Source organism: Clostridium sp. 10cd* (genome assembly GCF_044336395.1).
GTDB classification, from domain to species: Bacteria; Bacillota_I; Bacilli_A; order Erysipelotrichales; family Erysipelotrichaceae; genus Clostridium_AQ; species Clostridium_AQ innocuum.
Map to the genome: position 1 here is coordinate 3,391,274 of NZ_CP172347.1, position 15,655 is coordinate 3,406,928.

The following is a 15,655-nucleotide window of genomic DNA, read 5'->3' on the forward strand; positions in this document are numbered from 1 at the left end:
TTTCCTAATAAGCAGGTAAACCGTAACCGTAAATTGAACTGCTCCCGACTGGATAGCTCTGCTGTTTGCAGGCATCCCCAGAATTGCCCTCCACGGTGTAGACCGTGCCATTCTCGCATTTCTCCACGATTCCCACATGGTCGATTGAGCCGTCATTTCCCCAATCAAAAAAGATAAGGTCGCCTGCCTGCGGCTCATAGTTTTTGTCCTGCCATTGCCCCCTGCCTTTGAACCAGTTTACACCGTCCGAGCAGAGGGAAAATTTCGGGATAATGCCGCTTTCCAGATAGCCGCACTGTTCACTGCACCACGAAACAAAACAGGCACACCATTCCACACGCCCGTCAAAGCCGTACCAGCTCCAATAAGGCTGTCCGCCCTCATTGCCGAGCTGCGTTAAGGCAACCTCCACAATGGCTTGATTGCCGCCGCTTGTAAATGCCCGTCCGTATGGGTAATAGCGTAACACATGGGCGGGGTACTGCGTGTCGCCGTATTTTTCCCAACCTAATCGTTGTGCCTGCATAGCAGAAAATTCCACCGCATTTGCATAGGAATAGCCGCCGTAGTTGGTCTTTGCCCATGAGATATAGCCGTTGCCGAAGTTATAGCCCTGCAAGGCGAGCTTGATACGCTCCATGTCAATCGGGCTTTCCACCTCGGCTGATGTGAGGGCGGCTTTTAATTCCTGCACGCCGCACTCGATGGAATATTCGGGGTCTTTGATGCCGTTCGGCTCATGGGGGTATTTCTTGTTGAAGCTACCCTCCGCCGCCTGCATCGGGTCGCTGCCCTTTCCCCCAGATTCCTGCATCATTACCGCCTTGATAAGCTCCACATATTCGGGGATTCCGTACTGCTTTGCATATTTCTGTATCAGCGGCGTATAGGCTTCCACTTCCGCACTGACAGGGGTATAGGAAGTGCTGTCGCTGCCGCCGCCAAACAGGGAAACGGCACACCCAAGCAGGACAACGATAAGGATTATCAATACGGCAACCCAGCCGCCTGCGATTATCGCAGAAATAAGGGCTTTCGTCCCTGCTATGATTGCCTTAACCGCAGCAATGGTGGCTCTGACCGTCGCTTTTGTTGCTTCGGCTGTCGCCTTTGCCGTGGCTTTTGCGGTCTGTGCTGTTTTCTGGGCGGCTTTGGCAGATGCTTTTGCCGTTTTCTGTGCCGCCTTTGCGGTCTGCTCCGTGGTCTTAATCGTCGTCTTTGATGTCGCCTTTGCGGTTTTTACGCCTTTTTCCGTCGCCTTGACCGTCCCTTTTGCTGTGGTCTTGACGGTTCTCTCCGCATTTCTGGCTGTGGTCTTGATAGTCTTTTTCCCCTGCTGTCTTGTCTTTATCAACTGGCTTGCCCCTGTCTGGGTCTGGGGCATTTCTCCCTGCTTGGGAACATCGGAGACAGGCGAACGGCTCGCTGCCCCGTTTCGGATCAGCGAGCCGTTCTGTTCTGCAACAGCCTGTGCTTTTTTCTGCTCGGCAGCTTTCACCGCACGTTTGGTCTTAAATTCGGCGATTTTATCTTTTGCCCTGCCGATATTTTCTTTTGTGGTCGTAACGCTCCTTTGCCCCTGTTTATTGAATTGGTGGATGCCCTCATCCTTAATACGCCCTGAAGCACGGGAAACCTTATCAGAAGCATATTCCGTAGGGGAATTTTCCTCTGCATAATATCCCTGCTCTGCCTTATCCTTTGTCTTGGCATAGGCGGACTTCATGCGTTCCCCTGCAATGGCAGCTTTATCAAGGGTCTTTATCGTACCTTTGACCGCATCTCTGGTCTTTATATCAGCCATAAACACCGACCTCCTTTCCCAGAGGATTTGCGGTCATGTCAGTTTACCTTTTTTGCCACGACTACGAGCCTGCCGTTTTGGGCGGAGTATTCGCAGGTGGAAAGCGTAATAAGCTTATCTCCATATTCAGCGGTCACGCCCGTATTATATAAGGCAAGCTCTTTACACTTCCCGACATAAGCATCAAACTCTTTTTCATTTTCCGCATCGACAAAATCATAATAACGGTAGCCCTGTGAGCTGTACGCCACGGTCTTAAATACGGCAATGATTTCATACTTGCCCTGTTCCGTGAGGGTGTCAAACTGGATAGTCTTATGCTTCTCATAAAAGCTCTTGGATTTGTAATCTTCCAATGCCCCGAACATCCTGCCGCCTTTGATATGGTGTCCGTAAATAATCAGATTGTCACTTGTTGCAAGGTCGCAATCCTCTTGGATATAAGGCACTCCTAAATCGCTGTATTCCTTTTCAAAGCTGTGCTTCAGATAGAAATTCGGACTGTTCCTGCTCTGCATGACAGGGTAATTGATGCTTGTGCCGTCAATGGCAATCCAACCAACCATATCCTCATTCTGCAAATACAGCTCCTTGTATTTCGCAAGAATATCCTCGCCCTCGCTGACAGGTATATCTTTATCTCTGGGCGGTTCTTCCTCTGGCTCGACGTTCTCCACGACCTCTGCAATCTCCGCAAAAGCTTCGGTCTGCTCGTCTATCTGTTGATAATGGCTGTAAATCTTGAAGCCACAAAAAAACGCCGCTCCCAAAAAAGCAACAGCGGCGGCGGTGCAGATGACAGTTTTATAGTTCTTTACATTCATAGGCTTTTCCTTTCCTTAATTTCGCCCTGCTTTCTGGGCATAGAGGGATACCCGCAGGGCATTTCTTTTACTTTATTTTTACCGTGTATGCTCCGTCTGCTTTTTAGGGGCGGGTAAATCCCTGCAATATTCGGGATACCTTACTTTGATGCCCTCCATGAAATACGGGGCAAACTCGCAGCAGAACAGTTCCTCTGGCGTGAAATATTTCTCACGCCCCTCCTCTGCGTAGCCGTTCCAGAGGTTAAAGGCAAGGTTGCAGACCTTGACCGTGCCGCTTGTCTGCCATCCTGCGTGCATCCCCTCTGGCTCAATGCAGTCCGTCTTGAAGTTGAACATGGAATTGATATTTTTTCTTGTTTCCTCCGCAATCCCCATCACATAGAAAAATGCCCTGTGGTAACAGTCGTTGACTTTACATTTCATCATATTTTCCAGAAAAAAATCACGGTGAGCTGCATTGCGAAACCTTATCTCTGACATAAAAACTCCCCCTTTCCTAAACTTCCCCGAACTTGGTCGTCATCAGCTTGTAAAGCTCCGTATTCCGTGGGAACTTATTGACGAACGGCACAAGGGAGCTGCCCACTTTCAAAAGCCCCTGCCCTGCACCGACATTCGTAATATAGCTCATCTGCAAATCGGAAATGTTAAGGAGCTTCGCAAGCTCGATACGGTCTGTGGATGCTTGGTTTAACATAATGATAAACTCGCTGTTGGCAAGCATCGTCCTCGCAGTATGGCTCTGTAACAGGTCGTCCACATTCTGCGTGATTCCAGTACAGTACGCTCCGTACTTACGCACACGTTTCCAGAGGGTAAAGAGGAAGTTTGCAGAATACTCATGCTGAAACAGCAGATAGATTTCATCAATGAAAATAAACGTATTTCTGCCTTTCGCCCTGTTCATCGTGATGCGGTTCAAGATGCTGTCGAGGACAACGAGCATACCAATAGGCTGTAACTGCTTGCCTAAATCCAAAATGTCATAGCAGATAAGGCGGCTGTGGGTATCTACGTTGGTATGCTTGGCAAAGGTATTGAGAGAGCCGTCCGTGAAAAGCTCAATCGCAAGTGCGATTTCCTGTGCTTCTGGCTCATTCTGCTTTAACAGTTCCTCACGGAAGTCCTGCAAGGTCGGCGGCGTCCCCATATAGTTCCCCTGCTGATAATAGCGGTATACGCTTGCCGTACAGCGGTCAATGATAGACTTCTGCTTTGCCCCAAGGCTTGCACCGCCAATAAGCTGCTCGCAGAGGGATAAAATAAACTCTGATTTCAAGATGACAGGATTTGCACCGTCGCCGTAATCAGAGTTCATGTCCATAGCGTTAATGTGGTTTTCGCTTGTAGCAGAAATGTGGATGACCTCGCCCTGCATCGCTTTCACAAGTGGGGAATACTCTCGCTCTGGGTCTATAACAATTACATCTGCGTTAGGGTCGGTCAGAATAATGTTCGTCATTTCTTCTTTCGCCGTAAAGGATTTTCCTGCACCAGACACGCCGAGGATAAAGGAATTTCCATTTAGCAGATGGCGACGGTTGGCAATTATCATATTTTTGCTGATAACATTCTGACCGTAATACACACCGTCCTTGTGATAAATTTCCTGCACACGGAACGGGATAAACACCGCAAGGCTCTCTGTCGTCAATGTCCTTAACGCATCAATCTTCCTCACGCCGAATGGCAGGGCGGTATTCAGACCGTCCATCTGCTGATACTTCAGTACGGCAAACTGGCAGAGATGCTTTCTTGCAGTAGTTAAGAGAGCTTCCGTGTCATTGTCAAGCTGCTCTTTGGTATCAGCAGTATGCACCATCGTAAGCACGGCAAACATCATCCTCTGGTCACGGGTCGTCAAATCATCGAGGAACTCCTTGCTTTCCTTTCTCTGCTGCTCCAAGTCATAGGGGATAACAGCGGAAAAGTTATTATTCTGGTTCTGTTTCCTCTGCCAGTTCGTGATATTCGTTTCTACCCCAAGCAGGCGGTTTTCCACCTCACGCACGGCTTCATCCGTGGGAACAGGGACAACATCAACAGAGAGCATCATGTTACGGTTTAATTCGCAAAGCTCCGCCACCATGCTGTCCTTGATATAGGCGGCATACTCTCTAAGGAAAATCACACGACCGTAGCGGTTGCCGATGCGGAAATAATCTTTCTCAAACTCAAAGGAGTCGGGGCAGATATAGTCCTTGAAGTCGTGACCTTTCCGCATGGTCTGTGCCATGTCAAAGGAAAACGCCGTTTCCTCACCTGTGCGGTAGAAATCATGGAAGATACGCAGCTTGTCATTCGCATCCAGTTCCGTACACTTTGAGCCTAAACGGTTAAAATGCCCGATAAGGTCAGCACCCACACGGGCAAAATAGTTCCTCGCTTCCTCAATGTTCTTCTTGCATACGGAGATAGTCACATACTTATCCTGCACGATGGAGTTCGCCCCCGTCGCCTTATCCAGAAGCATCTTGTTATACTCTTTACGGTATTTATCTAAGCCGTCATCGGCGGCTTTGCCGTCCTTTGCCGCCATCGGGATAAGGATGGTCTGCTCAAAATCCGCCTTGTTGAGCCTGCGGTTGTTGATGGTGATTTTCGTGGTCGCCCCACTGTCGAGGGCATTTAAAAGCTCCGAGTATTCGAGGAACATCGCTTCCTTGTCCTCACGGCTCGCCACGGCATAATTGATGTCCTCAAATTTAAAGGTTTTGGCGTATTTGTTCCTGCCTACGAGGAAAATGCCGTCCTCCCACATGGTCTTTAACGGGATGACCGCCTGCACCGATTTCGGCACGGCAAATTTCTCCTTATCCTGCTTAAACAGATTCCTGAGCGTCTTAATCATAGTTTGCCTCCTTACGCTTTCTTGCTTTCTCATTCTTCTTTTTTGCCTTTTCCGCCTGCTTTCTCCGTTTCCTTGCTTCCTTACGTCCTTTTGCCCTGCGTTTTCGTTTCTTCCGCTTTTTCTGCACGGCGGGCGTTCCCTTTTCATGGGCTTCAATGGCGTTCTTCATTGCTTCGTAATATAAATTCTCTGGCACAAACAGGAGCTTCTTCGGCATGATGAACTCCGATTTTATCCATGCCCACACGAACTGCTCTGCGGTCATGCCGTTGTACCTTACAAACCCCATCACCGCAAAGGGCGAAGCACCAAGAACGCACATCCAGCTCACGGTTTCCGTCCCGAACCTCCCACGGAGCAGGAAAAACAAGCCCACCGCCACGCCGCAGGCAAGGACAGAAAAAAGGAACTGCCGCATCGACAGCCCAAAAAACATACTCTCCGTATAATTGCGGATTTCCTTATTTATCTTTACTTCCAATCATTCACACCTCCTATCGTTCCATTTCCTGTTTATGGCGGGGCGAAGTCTGCCTTTCCCTCTGGGGGACTAAAAACAAATCCCCGTCAATTTCCCTTGTTTGGGTAGGACAGCCTAAGACTTTCAAGGCTTTCTGCAAATCTGGCACGCAATCTTTCTCTGGCTTGCAGACGCCGATTGCCAGATACATCTGCAAGTCCCCGTACCACTTTTCATTTTCAAAATTATCCGCCCGAAAAAATATATCCTCTTTGATTTCCTCAAGCGGCGTTTCAAATATCCTGCGGTATTCCGTTTCAAAATCGTACAAAGCTGCACCTCCTATCGCTCCATTTCCGATTTTCTCTTTGGCGGCTTCTTCTGTGACGGATAGGGGATAAATTCTTCCTCTCCCACAATGATGCTGAACTCCGCCCGAAGCATCGGGTGTGTTTCCTGTTTCTGGTACTGGCGGATAAGGTCAACCGCACTTTCCCTTGTGGCTGTGCTTGCCTGCTGTACCCCGTCCTTAAAAATATAAACACGTTTCATCTGTTTCCTCCCTTACAAGCCCATCATTTCCCTTACCACACGGTCTGCCATCTTGACCGCACCGACAAGGACGAGCATATTGAATACCAGTTCCCCGATATAGCCCCATACCATTGTGACCGCAGCCGCATCGGGGTTGACGACGGGCGGGGAAGCCGCAAACACCGAAAAGATGATGCAGGCAAGCACGATGATTGCCCCCTCAAGGCACACGGCACAATAACTCTTGATAAAGCTCCTGCCCACATTCTGGCTCGGCTCTCCTGCAAATGAAGATAATGGCACGGGAGCGATTGCGGTATAAAGGTACAGCTTGAAAAACCTGCCGTACACCGACATTATCATAATGAACGACAATACCGTGATGAACAGCCCGCCGATAAGCGTAACCGCCCATAGGGGGATGCTCTCGAAAAAGCCGCAGTCCTCAACCGCCGTCACAATCTCCTGTGGGAGTACCGTCTTTTGAGCCGTACCGAAGCCTGCGGCTTTCATAATCGTGGAAATCACGCCCTGCACTATCTGGAACAGAGCCATCATCAGCTCCAAGCCGTAAGTCACCGCACCTTTGGCAAGTGCGAAGCGGATAAAAAGCTTCAATGCGTGTTCGGGCTTCTTGACCTGTGCGAAGTCGCCGCAGGTACGCATCACGCCCACGACAAAGAACAGCACGAGCAGGGCAAGCCCTATCGCCTGCAATGCACCGTGGATGTCAACAATGACTTTCCATATCGCACCGCCTTTGAAATTCTCTGGGGACTGGGTAATGAGCTGCCATATCTCGGCTAACTTCTCATTCCAAGTGTTAAGGGCGTTCTCCAAGTTCTGGACTACCCAGTTATCTGACATTCGACCACCTCCGTTCTTAAAATCGGACAGCGGGGCAAGTTCCGCAAAGCGGATCTGCCCCGTTGTCCCTGTCTTATATCAGTCTGCTATCTTAGTTTTCTTTGCATTAGCCTGTGATAAGTGTCAAAATCTCTTTTGCAAAGGTAATCACAACGCCGCCTGCAAGGGTCAGAAAACCGTTCGCCCTCTGGGACGGGTCGTGTGACTTCAGCGACAAGCCCACCTGCACGATGCCGAAGCCGAGCATAATCATCCCGACCGCCTTAATCAGACCGAAGATAAAGTTTGACAGGTTGTTGACCACGGCAATCGGGTCATTGGCGGCAAAGGCGGTAGTTGTACCAAAAACCATGCAGCATACCAAAGCGGCATACACGGCAAACGCCTTTTTTGTCTTTCTGCCCATCGGCAGTTTCTGGGTTGCTTTGTTCTGTCTGTTCTCGTTCTTCTTAAAAAGTTTCATAGGGTAAATCCTCCTTATAAATTGAATATTTCTTCCAAGTCCTCATCGGACAGAAGCTCATAGGATGTGCTGACCGCTTTCACGCTCACGGCGTTCATAGGAATATCACCGTCAAACACAAGGGTTGCGACTGCCTGTGTCGGCTCGCCGTGGATATACGGCGGCTTCCCTCCGTCAGCAGTCAGTTTCACATTCGGGTGTTTTAAAATGTCATACTTTAAATCCATGACGGGGCGTTCCCCTCGCACAAAAAGAAGTGCGTAGCGGTTGTCAAGCATACGCACTTCGTCTGGGGTTAAAAGCTCACGCCCCGAAATCTGGTAGTTTGTGGAATAGTTGCCGCTCCGTCCAGAGCTTTTCCCGTAGGTGTTCGTGTCTATCGTGGATTTGCCTAAAAGCTCCGACACAAACTTATGGGTACTCTGCTCGTTTCCGCCCAGGTAGAGGAACTCATCAGCGTTTCCGACGATGCTTTCCCACTGTTTCTCAAACAGGGCTTTGAGCTGTGCCAGATTTTGCAGGATAATCGAAACGGACACGCCCCTTGACCTCATAACTGACAGTATCTTGTCAAAGTCATCTGGCAAACTGACGTTCGCAAATTCGTCCATAATAAACTGGCAATGGACGGGCAGACTCCCGCCGTACTTATGGTCGGCAAGATAAAATAATTGTTGGAATAGCTGCGTATAAAGAATGCTTACCAGAAAATTAAAACTGGTGTCGTTGTCTGGTATCAGAGCGAACAATGCGACTTTCTTCTCGCCTAAAGACGGCAAATCAAGCTCGTCCGTGGCGGTCAAAGATGCAAGGCTTTCCAGATTGAACTTCTCAAGCCTTGCGGCAAGGGTTATCTGGATGCTCTTTAGTGTCTTTGCCGAACCAGAATGGTAATCTCTGTAATACTTTAATGCGATATGCTCTGGGTCTACCATCTCCAAACGGTCAAACAGTTCGTCAAGCGGGCTTACATAGCTGTCGTCGTCCTCCCTTACCTCGCCTGCCCTCAAAAGCTCCATCACCATCGGGAAATTCTGTTCCTCTGGCGGGGCTTCATACTTCAGATAGAACACGAGGGATAAAAGCAGCATACTCGCCGCCGTGTCCCAGAACGGGTCTTGCGACTGGCTTCCTTTCGGCGTGGTCGCCTTAAAGAGATTCGTCACAAGCCGCTGCACATCGTTATCATTTCTTAAATATACAAACGGATTGTAGCAATGGCTCTTGTGCATATTGATTAAATCAAGCACCCGCACCTCATAGCCTTTCTTCTCTAATAACCCTCCTGTGTCACGGACAATCTCGCCTTTCGGGTCTAAGATTACCATTGAAGTGTTGCACTGCATGACGTTCGGTTTGCAAAAAAACCTTGTCTTTCCCGCACCAGAGCCGCCCACCACAAGAATATTCAGATTCCTCCTGTGCTTCTTCCCGTCAAGCCCGATGCGGACGCTCTGGGTCAGCAGCTTGTTTTCCGATGCGTCCTTATCTCGGTACTTTTTATTGAGAGTGCCTGCGTTGCCCCATTTTGCAGAGCCGTGTTCCTCCCCTTTGCGATAGTTCCTGCGTGTGGAAAAATAGACACCGATTCCCATGCCGTAGGCAAGCAGAAAAATAAGGACAGTCCTTATGCTGTCCCCGCATACCGTTATGGAAAACGGATTCTCGATTGCCACGGATAAATTGCCGATTATCTCCACGATGCCGCCGCTGACATAGGGTGCTGTCAGCAGGGCAAGCCACACGACAGGGATAATGCCGCATAAAGAGAGGATTAAGCCCGCCTTGTAATCATCACCGTTCTTCATGGCACCTGCACGGGGCGACCTTTACTTTCTTGGTCGGGGCGTATGCCACCCTGCTTATCAGCTCGTCAACAGGCTCGGTGGGGCGTTCCTCCTGTATCTGCTGTGTCCGCAGGGTATTGAGGGCATTGAGGACGATGTTTTTATCATATTTATCCAATGCCAGATGGTATCGTTCTTCTTTCATAGGCTGCACCTCCGATTAGCGTTCCTGCTCTTTGGATTTGGGCGGCTTGTTCTTCTCAAGGCTCTTATACATATCCGACTGGATTTCTCCGAGGACGTCACGCATCGAGCCAAGCTCCCCCTTGAACGCCTGCGTTTCCATGCCCTCAAATTCTTTTGGGAGTTTGTCAAAGTTAAAACCTTTCGTGTCCACGCCGTAACGGGAGCTTACCATATAGGCAACGCAGAATGATTTGAAATCGGAATCATCACGGCTTTCCTTATGCTTACAGTCAAAGACCGCCGCCGACACTTCCTTTGCCATGCTGACAAAAAGCTGTTCCTCGGAAAGCCCCGTCTTGATGAAGATGGTCTGCTGTGAGCTGTCATAGAACGCAGGCAGCTCAAGGTCATCGACTGGCACAAAGGAAACGGGGCTTGCGTCAATCATCGCCGACACAAGCTCACGCATGTTTTTCTGCTCCTGCGGCTGCTGCCTGTCCTTTGCCGAAGTCTGGGAAACGTCGTATACCACTTTCGCATTGTAGCCGACCGCCTTTGAGCCGTCGTCACGCTGGTACTCTTTCCCTGGCTCAAGGATAGTCACTTTCTGTGCGTCCTTATCCACATAGACACGGCTCTGTTTCCAACTGCCATAATCTTTTAACTGCGTCGCTTCGGGCATCTGTGCCGATACCAGAATTGCATTGTTGACGGAGTAACGGTCAAAATGCCCCTGCACGTCAAGGTACTGACGGAAGCTGTCGCCGTTTTCCATCATTTCAGAGCAGGTATTGTCAATCAGCTCATAGGCTTCTTTCCGCTGCTCCTGCTTTTGGGCAGCCCACTCCTCTTTATTAAAGGCTCTGCTGCCGCCGCTGAATACATCATAGATACTCATAGGTTATCTTTCTCCTTTCGATTTTGGTCTGCGTTTCCGCTTCTGGGGCTGCTTATGCTCCGTCTTTCCTGCGGGCGGCTTCTTCGCCCTGTCGGAAGATTTCTCTTTTGCAGGGGAAACGTCCGCTTCCTGTTCCTTTCTTCCCTCTTTTATCTTCCGCAGCTCTTCCCTGACTGACGGCTTTTCCGCCTTAGTCATAGTAGCCCCCTCTGCGGACTTCCTTTGCTGCTTTAAGGTAGGCTCGGACAGAGGGGATTTTTCTGTCTTTGCCAATGAGGGGTTTGGGGCATTTTCTTCTTTCTTTACTGGCTTGCCCATCAAAGCGTCCATGAGCCTGTCTTTCTCCGCTTTTTCCTCCACGCCGATGTCTGGCTCTGGCTGACCGTCCTTTGCCCCTGCGTCCTTTTCTCCTGCGGTCTTGGCATCTTTCAGCTTGCCCTTTGCTCCTTTCGATTTCTCCGCTTCGGTCACGATAGAAGCGGCATCCACCGACGCAAGGTTGAAACGCTCCACGATGCGGCTGATTTTCGATGCGTCCTCCGCACGGGCTATCACATCCACCTCCGCATTGGGGTCTTTGTTCCCCCTGTCCGCCAAGACGCAATAGAGTACGCCGTATTTCTTTGCTTCCTGCGTGAACTTCTTCAAGTCGCCGCTTTTTACGGTAAAGACTTTCAGCTCCTTTCCAGAGCGGAGCATATTTGTGAGCCTTGCCTTTCCTTTGGTTTTCTGTTCTTCCTTTAAGATGGAATATAAAAGGATGGCAATATTCTTCGCACCTGCTCCCGTGATTTTGGCTGCGACCTCAAATCCCTCCAAGCTCATCCTCACGATTTGCTCTGCCGCTTCGCCGCCTGTGTTCATGCTTCATCAGCTCCTTTCTTTGCTGTTCTTTTTCATCTGCCCGTATGGTCTGTAACTTCTCCTTGATGGTGTCGCTTCGGGCAAAGACACCATCGCACAATCTGACCTCCTTTCGGATTATTTTCATCCGCTCCGTGATTTCCGACAGCCGAGCCTTGACCGCTTCTTTTTCTTCCCCGACTGATTTTCGGGATTGGGAGTAAAGCCCCTTACGCTGCTCGGTCAGCTCCTGCATCTCGGATTCCAGAGAGCCTTTATAGGACAAAAGCTGCTCCGCCGTGTCGATATGGTTGCGGCAGAGCAGCCTTGTTTCGTCTGTGATAGCGTCCATCTTCATCAAGTCGTCTTTCAGAAGATAGTGAAGCCTTGCATAGTTCTGTTGTTTCTTCTTTGGCAAAATGCCGAGCCTGTAACAGTAATGGAGATACAGCCCACGCAAGCCGCCGATTTTCTTTGCGTCTTTCAGAGAGCCACGGACACGGTACACTCTGACCTGCGGCTGCTCTTTGGAAAAGCTCTGGAATTTGACTGCATAGGAATTTTCCCGTATGCGTTCCGTTATCCTCTCGTTGGTGTAATCCTCGCCGAGCTTATAGAGCCGCTTCGGTCTTTGCCACCCTTTCCCGATAATCGTCCAGTATTTGCGGTTGGGGTCAAAATTGATGCGGTATCCCATTTCCGACAACTGGCGGTCAAAATCTTTCAGCGTGAACGATTTGCTGATGGCTTCGTCCACCGCCTGCCGTGCCACGGTATCCCTTGTGGGCAGACCATTCTTCTCAGCTTGGTATAAAGCATAAGGTTTCTTCCTGCCGCTTGGGTGTTCGATGACCGACAAGGAATACTCACGGCACAATTCATCTGAACGCTTACGGAGCAAACGCAGGTTTTTCTTATTGTCGTGATAATGCTTGCCGTCAATATAAGAAATGGAATTGACGACAAAGTGGTTATGCAGGCACTCCGTATTCAGATGTGTCGCCACAATTACTTGGAATCTGCCGCCCCACATCTTCTCCGCCAGCTTTACGCCTACCTCATGTGCCTGCTCTGGCGTGACCTCGCCCGCCTTAAAGCTCTGGAAGCCGTGGTAGCAGACTATTTCGCTCTGGTCGTTCCATTGTGCTTTGGCTATCATCATCTCGTCCCTTGCCGTAGACGGGTCGCAGTTTACGCCCGTGACAAAAAACTGCTGCTCGGTCTTGTCGCCGTTGGTGGCATACTTCATCACATCGACCATCGCCTGCAAGTCCGCATCCGTGTATTTTGGGTTGGCAGTCTTTTCTGGATTCTCGGCATAGTCGATGGGGTGGTCGAGCCTGCCCTTTACGTCCCAGATTTCGCAGACCGCCATCAGCCAGACTTTTTCCTCGGAACAAGGTAGCTCCTGCTCACATCCAGACGGAAGTCCCGCCACCGCTTCGCTTCGTCATAGAGCATCGGCGTGTCCACAAAGTTTAAGGCGTTCGCCTTTGCCGCAAGCTGGTTGATGCGGTTGCCGATTGCCGACAGCTCCCGCATGATTTTATAAAACTCTGGGTCTGGTTTCTCGCATAAGCGGTAGCCCATGACCATCGACTGGAGCAGGGCTTGTCTGGAATGCCCTGACCTCTCCGCAAGGGAACAGAGGTATTCAGCTTCTTCCTCGGTCAGTCGGAACAGTATCTGCACGTTTCGTTTCCGCATCTGCATCCCCCTTTCCCTCGGTCAGCCTGTGAATCTGCAACACACACATAGCCGCTACGCCGAACATCCCGCCGAGCGTTGTGCCGAGGATAAAATATATAAAATCACTCATCCTTAAAAAACTCCTTTCTTTCTGCCTGCCGTCCTCTGGCGGCGGTCTTTTCCACGGGGTATTAGGGGCGTCCCCTAACAAGCGAATTTTGTTTCCATCGGCAGATGGATAACCAAATTCAGTGCTTGGTAAGACGTGTCTTTAATCTTCGCCCTCATACATACATTCTCCGCACACGGGGCAGAAGTACGGACAGTCGGAACAATCCTCATTCTCAAAGCCACCGCCCTCGCTCTCCATTTCTTCACATCCGTCCTCATTTTCATCCTTAATATCCGCTTCTCCGCAGACAAAATCCCCATCGGAAAACCTAACAAGGTCGGTATCAAACAGGATAATCTTTAACTTTTCCGCTGCCTGTTCGGGGCTGTCTGCATAGATGGAAACGGTCTTTTCAAAGTGACCTGTGAGCGTTACTTCATACTGTTTCAATGGCAATTTCCTCTCTTTCTTTTTCAGTTTTTCTTCACTGTCTGGCTGTTTTTAGAAAAAATCATATCAGAAAATCAACGGGCATCCCCCCTTTCACGGCTCTGTTTCTGCCTTGCAATCCCCAGATAGGACATTAAAAAATCGTTGAAGTCCTTGCCGACTGGCGGCGGTTCATCAACGATTCGGTAGTCTTTCTGCAACAATTCTTTTAAGGCGGCGGTACATAACCGACCTGCTTTATCCTTATCCAGATGCAGATAGATGGTATTGATTTGTGGGTTTGCTTTCAAAAAAGTCGTGAGGGCAACGGGGATTTTGCTGTCTTTTATCTCTTTCTTTGGCTGATACACGCCCGACAGGGAGAGCAGGTTTTCCGCTTTGTAATCCCTGCCCTCACACTTTAAATAGGTGGCATAGGAGAGTAAGTCAATGGCGGCTTCAAATAAATGCACCGAAGCACATGGACTTCTCGCCAGAATCCGAAACGAATACCGTTTATCGCTGCCCGATGCGTCACGCTTGAAACTGCTGATTGTGCCACGGCAGGCGGCGTATTTTGGCGTTCCGCTTTCATCTTTTCCGATAAAAACAGCGTTGTGGTAATCGGCACTCTCGAAAATAATCCCATCGGCGATGCACTCTTGGATAAGCTGATAATCAATGCCACGCCCGAAAAGATACTCGGTAACCCTGTCGCAATTTTTGTTCTTTGGCGGCAGGAGCAGCACCTTTGGCTCGTCTTTTTTCATAGCAGGGGGCGGCGGTTTCCAGTCCGCCATCGTCTGCCCTGTGAGGATTTCCACGGCTTCCACAAAGCCGTATTCCTTAACTTTCATCAGATAATCAAGGGCTGAATAGCCGCCGAAGCCCCTCGACCACCAGTACCATTTGCCGTTGGAAATCTTTAGGCTGTCATGCTCGGCGGTACAGTACACGTTCGTTGTGCCTTTGACCTTGACAAGGTTGCTTGGCTCGTAGGCTCGAAGATAGGAAAGCAAGTCTATCTGCCTTGCCCACTCAAGCACGTCTGGGTCAATCTGCACATAGGGTCTGTTACTTCTCATTCAAGAAAAAATCACCTCTCTTTCCCAGACAAAATCTTTTCCGTCTTAACCATATATGCCTTAACATCAGCGACAGTCTGGCGTAATTCCTCCGCATGGGAAACATCCTTTTCCATCCATTCTTCATAGATGTCCTGCAAAAGATTTGGGGATTTCATAAGGGCTTTTGCTGCCTGCGTGGAATAATCCACACTGGAAAAACACTCGGCAATCTCATTTTTTATTGCAATCTGATATGCAGCACCGTAAATTTCCTGCGGCGTTTTTGCCTGCATTTCTTCCCGAAAAGAGGAAAGCTCCCGCTGTACCTTGTCGGTCAGCCTTTGGTTAAGGGACTGTCTGTTCTCTTGGTAATTCAATCACACACCTCCTTGAAAATAAAATAAGCCGAGGGATTTTCTTTGTGAAAACCTCTCGGCTATGTAAAAGACGGCATCAGCACTACGCTGACACCACCTTTTTCTCGGTCAGTCCGTTATAAAATCCCTGCTTTTTTCAGATACCCTACGCTGTCATAACAGCCACGGAAGTAAACCGACTGCATCTCCATATCCGTAAGTTTGTTTCTAAGTTCCATCACTTTAATCAGTGCGGCACATTCTTCCTCCGTCAGTTCCGCCGATGTTTCCGTGTCAAACACACCTAAGACTTTCGGATATTTCTCATAAAGGCTCTCAATTTCAGCTCTTATGGCACGGTATTCCTCATTTGCTCTGGACAGCTTTGTTACAACAGAGCCAAGGTATTCATTAAAAATATTGCTGTGAACGTCTACAAAAGTTTCAAATCTGAACGCATCTGACATTCTTCCTCACCTCCG

General features: G+C 49.4%; 20 protein-coding genes. All 20 read right to left on the reverse strand.

Annotated features, from left to right (window positions below):
- Positions 1 to 4: 4 nt before the first annotated feature.
- Positions 5 to 1,804: a lysozyme family protein gene (locus ACG3M1_RS16920; RefSeq protein ID WP_008817973.1), complete on the reverse strand. Its 1,800-nt coding sequence runs from the start codon at positions 1,802 to 1,804 to the stop codon at positions 5 to 7.
- A gap of 38 nt (positions 1,805 to 1,842) precedes the next feature.
- Complete coding sequence (srtB, locus tag ACG3M1_RS16925) at positions 1,843 to 2,628, reverse strand: class B sortase (RefSeq protein WP_008817974.1); 786 nt, start codon at positions 2,626 to 2,628, stop codon at positions 1,843 to 1,845.
- 78 nt (positions 2,629 to 2,706) lie between these two features.
- A complete protein-coding gene (locus ACG3M1_RS16930; RefSeq protein WP_008817975.1) occupies positions 2,707 to 3,111 on the reverse strand; it encodes a DUF6075 family protein in 405 nt (134 codons plus the stop codon).
- 16 nt (positions 3,112 to 3,127) lie between these two features.
- Positions 3,128 to 5,482 (reverse strand): VirB4-like conjugal transfer ATPase, CD1110 family, encoded by a 2,355-nt coding sequence (locus ACG3M1_RS16935; RefSeq protein WP_008817976.1) that lies wholly within the window; start codon positions 5,480 to 5,482, stop codon positions 3,128 to 3,130.
- A complete protein-coding gene (locus tag ACG3M1_RS16940; protein WP_008817977.1) occupies positions 5,475 to 5,963 on the reverse strand; it encodes a PrgI family protein in 489 nt (162 codons plus the stop codon). Before ACG3M1_RS16940 ends, ACG3M1_RS16935 begins: the two co-directional genes overlap by 8 nt.
- A 13-nt stretch (positions 5,964 to 5,976) precedes the next feature.
- Entirely contained in the window at positions 5,977 to 6,273 is a 297-nt protein-coding gene (locus ACG3M1_RS16945; RefSeq protein WP_008817978.1) for a hypothetical protein, read from the reverse strand.
- Positions 6,274 to 6,284: 11 nt separating this feature from the next.
- A complete protein-coding gene (locus ACG3M1_RS16950; protein ID WP_008817979.1) occupies positions 6,285 to 6,494 on the reverse strand; it encodes a hypothetical protein in 210 nt (69 codons plus the stop codon).
- 12 nt (positions 6,495 to 6,506) lie between these two features.
- On the reverse strand, positions 6,507 to 7,343 hold the full coding sequence (locus tag ACG3M1_RS16955; protein ID WP_008817980.1) for a hypothetical protein: 837 nt from the start codon (positions 7,341 to 7,343) through the stop codon (positions 6,507 to 6,509).
- Between the two features lie 106 nt (positions 7,344 to 7,449).
- Positions 7,450 to 7,806, reverse strand: coding sequence for a glutamyl-tRNA amidotransferase subunit A (locus ACG3M1_RS16960; protein WP_008817981.1), 357 nt, complete (start codon positions 7,804 to 7,806; stop codon positions 7,450 to 7,452).
- Positions 7,807 to 7,820: 14 nt separating this feature from the next.
- Positions 7,821 to 9,614: a VirD4-like conjugal transfer protein, CD1115 family gene (locus tag ACG3M1_RS16965; protein WP_008817982.1), complete on the reverse strand. Its 1,794-nt coding sequence runs from the start codon at positions 9,612 to 9,614 to the stop codon at positions 7,821 to 7,823.
- Positions 9,601 to 9,798 (reverse strand): hypothetical protein, encoded by a 198-nt coding sequence (locus ACG3M1_RS16970; protein WP_008817983.1) that lies wholly within the window; start codon positions 9,796 to 9,798, stop codon positions 9,601 to 9,603. The genes ACG3M1_RS16965 and ACG3M1_RS16970 overlap by 14 nt, the downstream gene beginning before the upstream one ends.
- Before the next feature lie 15 nt (positions 9,799 to 9,813).
- Positions 9,814 to 10,677 (reverse strand): hypothetical protein, encoded by an 864-nt coding sequence (locus ACG3M1_RS16975; protein WP_008817984.1) that lies wholly within the window; start codon positions 10,675 to 10,677, stop codon positions 9,814 to 9,816.
- 3 nt (positions 10,678 to 10,680) lie between these two features.
- A complete protein-coding gene (locus ACG3M1_RS16980; RefSeq protein WP_008817985.1) occupies positions 10,681 to 11,541 on the reverse strand; it encodes a PcfB family protein in 861 nt (286 codons plus the stop codon).
- Positions 11,483 to 12,895, reverse strand: a complete 1,413-nt coding sequence (locus tag ACG3M1_RS16985) for a relaxase/mobilization nuclease domain-containing protein (RefSeq protein WP_008817986.1) — start codon at positions 12,893 to 12,895, stop codon at positions 11,483 to 11,485. The genes ACG3M1_RS16980 and ACG3M1_RS16985 overlap by 59 nt, the downstream gene beginning before the upstream one ends.
- The gene (locus ACG3M1_RS16990; protein ID WP_044947935.1) at positions 12,895 to 13,227 is read right to left on the reverse strand and encodes a plasmid mobilization protein; all 333 of its coding nucleotides are present in this window, start codon (positions 13,225 to 13,227) and stop codon (positions 12,895 to 12,897) included. Before ACG3M1_RS16990 ends, ACG3M1_RS16985 begins: the two co-directional genes overlap by 1 nt.
- Positions 13,175 to 13,339, reverse strand: coding sequence for a DUF3789 domain-containing protein (locus ACG3M1_RS16995; RefSeq protein WP_008817988.1), 165 nt, complete (start codon positions 13,337 to 13,339; stop codon positions 13,175 to 13,177). The genes ACG3M1_RS16990 and ACG3M1_RS16995 overlap by 53 nt, the downstream gene beginning before the upstream one ends.
- A gap of 141 nt (positions 13,340 to 13,480) precedes the next feature.
- Entirely contained in the window at positions 13,481 to 13,771 is a 291-nt protein-coding gene (locus tag ACG3M1_RS17000; protein ID WP_008817989.1) for a hypothetical protein, read from the reverse strand.
- A gap of 74 nt (positions 13,772 to 13,845) precedes the next feature.
- Positions 13,846 to 14,835, reverse strand: a complete 990-nt coding sequence (locus ACG3M1_RS17005) for a DUF3991 and TOPRIM domain-containing protein (protein WP_008817990.1) — start codon at positions 14,833 to 14,835, stop codon at positions 13,846 to 13,848.
- 11 nt (positions 14,836 to 14,846) lie between these two features.
- On the reverse strand, positions 14,847 to 15,194 hold the full coding sequence (locus tag ACG3M1_RS17010) for a DUF3848 domain-containing protein (protein ID WP_008817991.1): 348 nt from the start codon (positions 15,192 to 15,194) through the stop codon (positions 14,847 to 14,849).
- Positions 15,195 to 15,310: 116 nt separating this feature from the next.
- Positions 15,311 to 15,640 (reverse strand): DUF6664 family protein, encoded by a 330-nt coding sequence (locus ACG3M1_RS17015; RefSeq protein ID WP_008817992.1) that lies wholly within the window; start codon positions 15,638 to 15,640, stop codon positions 15,311 to 15,313.
- Between the last annotated feature and the right edge of the window lie 15 nt (positions 15,641 to 15,655).